Origin of the sequence: Stenotrophomonas sp. SrG (assembly GCF_050031795.1) — a bacterium.
Classification (GTDB): Bacteria; Pseudomonadota; Gammaproteobacteria; order Xanthomonadales; family Xanthomonadaceae; genus Stenotrophomonas; species Stenotrophomonas rhizophila_A.
The window spans coordinates 1-9726 of record NZ_JBNBBE010000019.1 but is presented as its reverse complement, the minus strand read 5'-3'; the positions used below and the strand labels follow the sequence as shown (position 1 = coordinate 9726).

The following is a 9726-nucleotide window of genomic DNA, read 5'->3' as shown; positions in this document are numbered from 1 at the left end:
TCGTCGGGGTGTTATCCCCGCGCCAGCGCCATCAGGCGTTCGGCGATCCGCTCCAGCGGAACCTGCTCGTCGGTGGCGCCGAGCTTGAAGGCGGCGCCGGGCATGCCCCAGACCACGCTGGTGGCTTCGTCCTGCACCAGGGTGGGCGCACCGGCGTTCTTCAGTTCCAGCAGCCCACGCGCGCCGTCGTCGCCCATGCCGGTGAGGATCGCGCCGATGGCGTTGGCACCGGCGCTTTCTGCCACCGAACGGAACAGCACGTCCACCGCCGGCTTGTGCCGGTTTACCGCCGGGCCGTCATCCACCCGGCAGCGCCAGCGCGCACCGTCACGGATCACCCGCAGGTGCTTGCCGCCGGGTGGCAGGTAAGCATGGCCCGGCAGCACGGCTTCGCCGTCGCTGGCTTCGCGTACGGACATCGCCGAATGGCGGTCCAGGCGTTCGGCAAAGGCGGTGCTGAAGGTGGCGGGCAGGTGCTGGGTGAGCACCACCGCCGGGGCATCGGCCGGCAGGCCTTCGAGCACCACGCGCAGCGCTTCGGTACCGCCGGCCGAGGCGCCGATGGCGATCAGGCGGTCGGTGGTACGGAACTGGATCGAACGTGCGGGCGAGGGCGGCACGGCGTCCAGGGTGATGCGCGGCGTGATCGGGCGGGCCAGGGTGCGCACGCGCGAGCGCGCCGCCATCTTGACCTTGCCGATGATCTCTTCGGCATAGCCCTGCAGGCCGCGCGCCACGTCGAACTTGGGCTTGGAGATGAAATCCACCGCGCCCAGCGCCAGTGCCTGCAGGGTGGTGTCGGCGCCGCGCTCGGTCAGCGAGGAGATCATCACCACCGGCAGCGGGTGCAGGCGCATCAGGTTTTCCAGGAATGCCAGCCCATCCATGCGCGGCATTTCCACGTCCAGCGTGATCACGTCCGGGGCGAGGCGCTTGATCTTCTCGCGCGCCAGCAACGGATCGGCCGCCGTGCCGACCACTTCAATGGCCGGGTCGCTGGCGAGGATCTCGCTCAACATCTGCCGCACCACCGCCGAATCGTCGACGATCAAAACCCTGCAGGGTGAACCGTTGATCATTCGAACAGCTCCACGCCACCGGTGACCGGGGCCTTGGACAGGCGGGCACGCACGGCCGATTCGGTCGCGGCCACTTCGGCCTCGTGCGCATGCGGCAGGCGCTGCACCACCACGCGGCCGGTGTCGGCGAAGAACCACACCTTGCGCGGGTGGATGCCGCACAGGTCCTCGGCGAGCACCGGGATATGTTCGGCCTGCAGGTACTGGCGCACGAATTCGGCGTTGCGGGTGCCCACCGGGTTGCTGGTGAAGCCCTTGAGCACGTTGGCGCCGCCGAACACCTTGGCTTCCAGGCGCTTGCGGTGCGCGCCGCGCTTGAGCAGGTCGTTGATCAGCAGTTCCATGGCATAGCTTCCGTAGCGCGCCGGGGCACCATCGCCGACATTGCCTTCGGGCAGCAGGAAGTGGTTCATGCCACCGATCTTCAACACCGGGTCGCGCAGGCACGCGGCCACGCAGGAACCCAGCGTGGTGGTCAGTGCGGTCTCGTCGTCGACCACCAGGTACTGGGTCGGCAGCAGCTTGGCGGCGGTGACCTTGAAGCGGCTGTCGAAGTAACGCATCACGTCATCAGGACGGGCGGCCAGGTTCATGCCGGGGCTCCGGGCGCGCGCTTGTACAGGGTGCGCCCGCACGGCTGGATCAGGTCGGCGGCGTGCAGGTAGTTCTCCGAGTGGCCGGTGTAGAGCAGGCCATCGTCGCCCATGTGCTGGATCAGCCGCGACAGGATGCCGCGCTGGGTGGGCTTGTCGAAATAGATCATGACGTTGCGGCAGAACAGGGCGTCGAACGGGCCGCCGACGTCGTAACGCGGAGCCAGCAGGTTGAGTGGGCGGAAGTCGATCAGCTCGCGCAGCGCCGGATGCACGCGGCACTGGCCTTCATTGGGGCCGCTGCCGCGCTGGAAGTAGCGCTTCTTGATGGCCGGATCCAGACCGGACACGCGATCGATGGCGTACACGCCGCGGCTGGCGGTGGCCAGCACCTGGGTGTCCACATCGGTCGCCAGGATGCGCACCGGCGGCTTCAGCGTGCCGAATGCCTCGCAGGCGGTGATGGCCATGGAGTAGGGCTCTTCACCGGTGGAGGCCGCACACGACCACAGCTGCAGGGTGCCATTTCCAGCCCGCGCGCGCAGTTCGGTATCGAGCTTCTCGAAGTGGTGCGGCTCACGGAAGAACGCGGTCAGGTTGGTGGTCAGCGCGTTGGTGAACGCCTGCCACTCATCCCCGCCCTGGCTTTCCAGCTGGTCCAGGTACTCCTGGAAGCTGCGCAGGCCGAGCGCACGCAGCCGCCGGGACAGCCGGCCGTACACCATGTCACGCTTGGCCGGCGCCAGCGAGATGCCGACGCGCTGGTAGATCAGGTCGCAGATGCGGCGGAAGTCGCGGTCGGCGAACTCGAATTCGCGTCCGGTCGAGGAGGCAGCGGAAGCAGGTGCGGTAGGCGTGGTCACGGGCGAACTCGATCGAAGAAGGGAGGCGGCGGCCGCGCGGCCGCCGCCGGCGCTCAGAACTCTTGCCAGTTGCCGTCATCGGCGGTGGTGCGCGGTGCACGCACGGCCGGGGCCGACTTCACCGGGCTGGGCTTGGTCGGCGCCGCCGGCTTCACGCTGCGCAGCGGGGCCGGTGCGGCGATGCGGGCGGTCACCGCGCTGACGGCGGCCGCCACCTGGTTGTCGAGGCGGAAGATCGACACCGCGTCGGCCAGCTGGGTGGCCTGCTCTTCCATCGCGCGGGCAGCCGCGGTGGCTTCTTCCACCAGTGCAGCGTTCTGCTGGGTGGTTTCGTCCATCTGCACCACGGTCTGGTTGACCTGCTCGATGCCGGCCGACTGCTCCTGCGAGGCGGCCGAGATTTCGGCCATGATGTCGGTGACGCGCTGCACCGAGGCGACGATCTCGCCCATGGTGCTGCCGGCCTTGTGCACCAGGGCCGAACCGTCGGCCACGCTGGACACGGATTCGTCGATCAACCCCTTGATCTCCTTGGCGGCACCGGCCGAGCGCTGGGCCAGGGTGCGCACTTCGGAGGCGACCACGGCGAAACCGCGGCCCTGTTCGCCGGCACGGGCTGCTTCCACGGCGGCGTTCAATGCCAGGATGTTGGTCTGGAAGGCGATGCCGTCGATGACCGAGATGATTTCGGCAATGCGCTTGGAGCTGGCTTCGATCGCGCTCATCGTGGTGACCACCTGGCCGACGACTTCACCGCCCTGCGAGGCCACGCTGTGCGCACCAATCGCCAGCTGGTTGGCCTGGCGGGCGTGTTCGGCGTTCTGGCGCACGGTGGAGGTCAGTTCCTCCATGGAGGCGGCGGTTTCTTCCAGGTTGGCGGCCTGCTGTTCGGTACGGCGCGAGAGGTCGCTGTTGCCGGTGGCGATTTCGCCCGCGGCCAGGTTGATGTTGCCCGCCGCTTCCTGGATCTGGCCGACGATCTGGGTCAGCTGGGCCACGGTGGCATTGGCATCGTCGCGCATGGTCGCGAACACGCCCTGGAACTCGCCCTGCATGCGCGCGGTGAGGTCGCCTTCGGCGATGGCCGACAGCAGCTGCGAGAGCTTGCCGAGGTTGTCGTCGCTGACCTGCATCATCGCGTTGAGGCTGGCGATCATCTGGCCGAAATCGTGGTCGAAGCGGGCGGCATCGCCACGCTGGCTGAAGTCACCCGCGGCCGCGGCAGCGCCCAGGCGCTTGATCTCGGCGTTGATGCTGGCCAGGTTGTGCTTGACGGTGTCCACGGTGGTGCTGATGGCGGCCTTTTCGCCCGGGTAGCGGGCGATGTCGGCGCTCAGGTCGCCCACGGCGTAACGCTGCATCACGGCCAGCACATCCTGCATGGTCTGCACGTGGGCGCCGACCAAGGTGTTGGTTTCGTGCACCATCCGGCCGTACTCGCCCGGGAAGGCGGTTTCGTCCATACGGTAGCCGGTCTGGCCGGCGTCGTGCTGGCTGGCCATTTCGCGCTGTGCGCCGATGACGGCGTGCAGCTGCTGCTGCATGCGGCCCATGCTTTCCAGCAGGCGGCCCGGTTCGTCCTGGGCCTGCGGGCCGATGCGGCTGTCGAGCTTGCCGCCGGCGATGCTCTCGGCCACGCCGGTGGCCTGGCGCAGCGGACCGGTGATGCGGTTGCCGATCAGCCAGCTCAGGGCCAGCACCACCAGCACCAGCGCGCCGCCGCTACCGGCCATGATGCCGGTGAAGGCCAGCGCGTCGGACTGTACGTCGTCCATGTAGACGCCGCTGGTGACCACCCACTGCCACGGCGCGTACATGCCGGCGTAGGTGGCCTTTTCGATCAGCGCCTCGCCATTGCCGGGCTTGGTGGTGGAGTAGTAGGTGTAGCCGCCGCCGGTCTTGGCCATGTCCACCTGCTGCAGGTACAGCGGCACACCGTCCTTGGACAGGTAGTCCTTCTGCACCTTGCCGACGCGGTCCGGGGCGAACGGGTGCATGAGCAGGGTGTAGTCGGTGGCAAGCACGTTGTAGTACGCGCTCTCGCCGTCGGCGCGCATGCTGTGCAGCGCCTGCAGTGCCGCCGCCTTGGCCGCCTCTTCGGTGAGTTCGCCGGTGCCGACCAGTCGCTTGTAGTGGTCGAAGATGCCGTAGGTCAGTTCGACCTGGGTCTTCAGGGCGTCCTTGCGCGTCTCGGCCAGATCCAGGTACTGGATGCGCGCGGCAATGATGGCCAGGGCGATCACGCCGACGGCGATCAGGGCGGTGAGCAGGTTCAACTTGCCCCGGACGGACAGGTTGGAGAAGCGACTGGAAAGATTCATGGGCGGGGGGGCCTTCTCTAGCGGGGGCGTACAGCGCAAGCCGACGTCGACGAACGTGTCGAGGCAATGGAGTTATCGGCAGAAGCCGGCGCTGATTTAGCGGCGCCAGCTGAGCGCATTCAGCTTCAGATATGAAAAGACCCCGATGCCGGAGCATCGGGGCCTGTGTATTTCACCGCTGCGCGGAGGCGCGGGGCGGTTTAGAACTCCTGCCAGTCACCCTCGGCGAGCTCGGCAGCGACCGCACGGCTGGCCGGCTTGCGCGCCGGTGCTGCGGCCGGGCGGCTGACCGCACGCGGTGCCGGTGCGAACACCGGTGCGGCGGGCGACACTTCCTGCTCGTCGAGACGGAAGATCGACACGGCGTCGCTGAGCTGGCCGGCCTGTTCTTCCATCGAGCGGGCAGCGGCCGTGGCTTCTTCCACCAGCGCGGCATTCTGCTGGGTGGTTTCGTCCATCTGCACCACGGTCTGGTTGACCTGTTCGATGCCGGCCGACTGTTCCTGCGAGGCGGCGGAAATCTCGGCCATGATGTCGGTCACGCGCTGCACCGAGGCGACGATTTCGCCCATGGTGGCGCCGGCCTTGTGCACCAGGGCCGAACCGTCGTTGACCTTGCCGACCGAGTCGTCGATCAGGCCCTTGATCTCCTTGGCCGCACCGGCCGAACGCTGGGCCAGGGTGCGCACTTCGGAGGCGACCACGGCGAAGCCGCGGCCCTGTTCACCGGCACGGGCCGCTTCGACCGCGGCGTTCAGCGCCAGGATGTTGGTCTGGAAGGCGATGCCGTCGATGACCGAGATGATCTCGGCGATCTTCTTGGACGAGGTCTGGATCGCGCTCATGGTGGTCACCACCTGGCCGACCACTTCACCGCCCTGCGAGGCGACGGTGTGCGCGCCGATGGCGAGCTGGTTGGCCTGGCGGGCGTGCTCGGCGTTCTGGCGCACGGTGGAGGTCAGCTCCTCCATGGAGGCGGCGGTTTCTTCCAGGTTGGCGGCCTGCTGTTCGGTACGGCGCGACAGGTCGCTGTTGCCGGTGGCGATTTCGCTGGCGGCCGAGCTGATGGCCTGGCTGGACTGCTTGATGCGGGTGACGATGCCGCTGAGCTGTTCGGCGGTGGCGTTGGCGTCATCGCGCATGGTGGCGAACACGCCTTCGAACTCGCCGTGCATGCGCACGGTCAGGTCGCCCTGCGACAGCGCGGTGAGCAGGCCGGAGATCTGTTCGATGCTGGAGGCGTTGGCGTCGAGCAGGCCGTTGATCTGCTGGGCCAGCTGCAGGAAGAAGCCATCCTTGCCTTCGGCGCTGATGCGGCCGGACAGGTCGCCGGCGGCGGCCTGGGCGATGACGCGGGCCACTTCGGCTTCGACCAGCGCTTCGGGGGTGCGGTCACGCCATTCGACCACGTGGCCGACGCTCTCGCCGTCTTCGTTGCGGATGGTGGACACGACCTGGGCGAACTGGGCATCGCCGAACTGCATGGCGCGGCGGGCCACGCCGTGCTGCTTGAGGTTGGCCAGCAGGCTGGCGTCCATTTCGCCGCGGTGTTCGAGCACGGTCAGCGGGCGGCCGACCAGCGAAACGGAGGCGTCGAAGTCCGGCAGGTTGCGGCGCAGGTCGTCCTGGTACTGGGACAGGGTCTGCTCCAGCGCACGGTTGGCGTAGACGATGTTGAGGTTGTTGTCGGTCAGGTACACGCCGGTGGAGCTGTAATCCAGCGCGGTACGGATGCGCAGGTTCTCGCGGGCCACGGCCTGTTCGGTTTCGGTGCGGTCGCGCAGGTCGCGCTGCATGCGCTGCATGGCCTGCATGAGGTCGCCGACTTCGTCCTTGCGGGTGACGTCGATATGGCCGTCGAGCTTGCCACCGGCCACTTCGTTGGCGACCGAGACGGCGCCACGGACGCTGCCGACCAGCGAGCGGGCAAACAGGTACACCAGCACCAGGCCCATGGCGGCACCACCGAGCAGGGCGATGATGGTCAGGGTGGCGGAGGTGGCGTAGGTGCTTTCGGCCTCTTCGCGCGAGGCGCGGGCAAGGCGGTTGTCTTCGGCGATCAGGGTCTCAAGGGCGGCAGAAGCCTTGAGATGCTTGGCGCGGGTTTCACCGACGAAGGTGTCGATGGCATCGTCCGGCAGGTCCAGCTCGAGCATTTCGGTGACCGAGTCGTAGGAGGCCAGCGAGTCGTTCCAGTCCTTGGCGAAGGCGTCGAACAGCTTCTTCTGCTGCGGGCTGTCGATCAGGGCGGGGTACTTCTTGATCGAAGCATCGATCTTGGTGCGCAGGTCGGCGGCGCGGGTCTTGGCTTCGGCCTTGACGTCATCGCTGGCGCGGATCAGGCCCTGGTAGGCCGAGTTGCGGTATTCACCGAGCATGCCACGCATTTCGCCGGCCATGCGGATGCTTTCCATCCGGTTGCCGGCCAGTTCGGTGGTCACGTTGTTGAGGGAGTGCAGGCCACGATAGGCGACCACGCCCTGCAGCAGCATCACCAGCAGGATTACACCGAAAGTCAGCATCAACTTCGGCATCAGTTTGAGGTTGTTGATCCATTGCATGGTGGTGCACTCTCCGGTGGCAGACGCGTCCGGGCGTGGCGCCCGGTTGCAGCGGCCACGCCGGCCTGGGCCGGCGTGGCAGGGCGTGTGGCGATTACTTGATGTTGGCGAGCTTCAGGCCGGCCGGCGAGCTGACTTCGATTTCAGCGCGCGAAGCGTCGCGGGCGATCTTGCCGATCACGCAGACGGTCTTGCCTTCCAGGGTTTCCAGCGGGAAGCTGAACTTGCCGCGGTTCTCGCCGGCGATGCGGGCCGAGAAGGTGTGGCGCGGGAAGGCGCCGCCCATGTACAGGAAGGTCGGCTGGCCTTCGGAACCTTCGGCGTAACGGGCCTTTTCGACCTTGCCGCAGACCATGCCATCCTTGCCAACGGCGCGCGCGGCCAGCTCCGGCGGGATCATTTCAGCCGACTGGGCGAAAGCGGACGAGGCGGACGAGGCGAGGACAGCGACCGAAAGCAGAGCAAGCAGGGACTTCATCGGGAGATTCTCCGGGGGATATGGATAAGTGGTCCGGGGCGTGGCGGGCCGCGCGTCCGGTTCCTGAATCCAGCTATCGGCCAGTTGCGACACAACTTAAGGACTTTGTTGAACGAAAGTCGTTCCGGTCTGTCGCAGCGGCCGGATCAGGCGGCGGCGTCTTCGACAACGGCCGGCTGGCCCATGTCGGCGCTGTCGAGCAGGGTTTCGATATCGAGCAGGATCAGCATGCGATCGTCCTGGGTGCCGATGCCGGAGATGAAGCGGGTATCGACGGCGGCGCCGAACTCGGGGGTGGGGCGGATCTGGTCGGCGTTGAGCGGGATCACGTCGGAGACGCTGTCCACGACGATGCCGACCACGCGGTTGTCGACATTGAGGACGATCATGACGGTGAAGGCGTCGTAGCGTGCTTCGTCCAGGCGCAGCTTGAGGCGCAGGTCGATGACGGGAACGATGGTGCCGCGCAGGTTGATTACGCCCTTGATGTAATCGGGGGCATCGGGCACGCGGGTGACGGAGTCGTAGCCGCGGATTTCCTGCACCTTGAGGATGTCCACGCCGTAGTGCTCGGCGCCGAGGGTGAAGCTGAGGTACTCGCCACCGCTGCTGGCGGCGTTGGGGTTGCTGTCGTTCATGGAAGGAATCCTGGGTCGGGCGTGGCGGTCGGAAAACCGGGGCGTCATTCCGGATATCGGCCTGGATGGCGACGACTTTAGGAAAGAGCGTCCGACCAACGGTCGGACCTACGCGGGCCTCCCAATCGGTTCCGACGTCGCTGTCATTCCCCGTTCTTGCGGGCGCTGCGCTGGCGGTCGATGCGGAAGATGTAACGCTGGATGGCGCTGTCGCCGCCGCGCGGGAGGCCATCGAAACGCATGCCGATGCGCTTCATTTCCACGCCGCTGGGCAGCTTGACCGCCAGCTGGTTGCAGACGATCAGCGAGATCTGCAGCGGGCCGCTTTCGGGCATGTCCAGGCGGGCGTCGTAGCGCTTCTGGATGCTGAAGACGTTGCAGTCCACCGGCACGGTCACGGCCAGGCCGCCGCCGCTGATGTCCACCACGCGCAGGTGCAGGGCTTCGCTGCGGTCCTCGTTGATCGGGAACAGCAGGTGCGGGGAGTCGGTGAACGGGGTTTCCAGCCGATAGAGCTCGCGGCGCTGCAGGTGCACCAGCTCGGTGGGGAAGGGCACGCGGAAGGCGACGTGGCGGTGGCCGCCGGTGCGCTCCAGGTGGTCCAGCCGGAAGCGGACCATGACACGGTCCAGCTGCGCGAAGCAGAGCAGGTGGCCGGCGTCTTCGGCGGCGCGGTTGGCTGGCTCTGACGGGCTGCCGTCGAGCAGCAGCCAGTCGTCGTCTTCGTCCAGTTCCAGGATCGCGGTCGGGAAGGACTGGTCGCGACCGCCCAGGTGCGCGTTGATCAGCGAGCGTTGGTCGATCAGCGCCTGCAGCAGCTGGCGGATCTGCCGGGGGTTGCGGACCAGGTAACGATCGTCCGTGCCGTCATCAAGGGCGGCATGGGATGCGTCATGGGGGTCAAGGCTGCCTTCGGACATGGACTCTGCTGCGTTGGGCGGGTACGGATATCGTGCGATATCAGGTCTCTGTCCGTTTATCGGCAGCAGTTCACAATAATGTAGGGCCAATGTGTGTAGCGGTACGTTCGGCCAAAAAGCACCACCCCGCCGCAGCGGGGTGGTGTCAGGGGCGTCCAGCGGCGACGATCAGAACTCCTGCCAGTCGCCTTCGTTGGCCAGTACGGGTTCGCGCACCGCCGCGCGGCGGACCGGCGCGGTCGGGGCACGCGGGCGGGCCGGGGCGGCGTGGCG

Annotated in this window: 8 protein-coding genes; all 8 read right to left on the bottom strand. The window is 67.3% G+C overall.

All coding sequences use genetic code 11. The annotated features are described in order from the left end of the window. Positions 1-11: 11 nt before the first annotated feature. The 8 genes from ACQG3P_RS16220 to ACQG3P_RS16185 all read right to left on the bottom strand — a co-directional run bounded on the left by ACQG3P_RS16220 (position 12) and on the right by ACQG3P_RS16185 (position 9453). Positions 12-1079, bottom strand: a complete 1068-nt coding sequence (locus tag ACQG3P_RS16220; protein WP_068851589.1) for a protein-glutamate methylesterase/protein-glutamine glutaminase — start codon at positions 1077-1079, stop codon at positions 12-14. Beyond that, a complete protein-coding gene (cheD, locus tag ACQG3P_RS16215; protein ID WP_068851592.1) occupies positions 1076-1672 on the bottom strand; it encodes a chemoreceptor glutamine deamidase CheD in 597 nt (198 codons plus the stop codon). Before cheD ends, ACQG3P_RS16220 begins: the two co-directional genes overlap by 4 nt. Next, on the bottom strand, positions 1669-2535 hold the full coding sequence (locus ACQG3P_RS16210) for a CheR family methyltransferase (protein WP_184123722.1): 867 nt from the start codon (positions 2533-2535) through the stop codon (positions 1669-1671). Before ACQG3P_RS16210 ends, cheD begins: the two co-directional genes overlap by 4 nt. Positions 2536-2588: 53 nt before the next feature. After that, positions 2589-4856 (bottom strand): methyl-accepting chemotaxis protein, encoded by a 2268-nt coding sequence (locus ACQG3P_RS16205; protein ID WP_426805624.1) that lies wholly within the window; start codon positions 4854-4856, stop codon positions 2589-2591. A gap of 200 nt (positions 4857-5056) precedes the next feature. Beyond that, a complete protein-coding gene (locus ACQG3P_RS16200; RefSeq protein ID WP_426805623.1) occupies positions 5057-7417 on the bottom strand; it encodes a methyl-accepting chemotaxis protein in 2361 nt (786 codons plus the stop codon). 94 nt (positions 7418-7511) lie between these two features. Then, on the bottom strand, positions 7512-7895 hold the full coding sequence (locus ACQG3P_RS16195) for a hypothetical protein (RefSeq protein WP_068851603.1): 384 nt from the start codon (positions 7893-7895) through the stop codon (positions 7512-7514). A gap of 146 nt (positions 7896-8041) precedes the next feature. After that, positions 8042-8533: a chemotaxis protein CheW gene (locus ACQG3P_RS16190; RefSeq protein WP_068851606.1), complete on the bottom strand. Its 492-nt coding sequence runs from the start codon at positions 8531-8533 to the stop codon at positions 8042-8044. A 143-nt stretch (positions 8534-8676) separates the two neighbouring features. Further along, entirely contained in the window at positions 8677-9453 is a 777-nt protein-coding gene (locus tag ACQG3P_RS16185; RefSeq protein ID WP_426805622.1) for a flagellar brake protein, read from the bottom strand. Between the last annotated feature and the right edge of the window lie 273 nt (positions 9454-9726).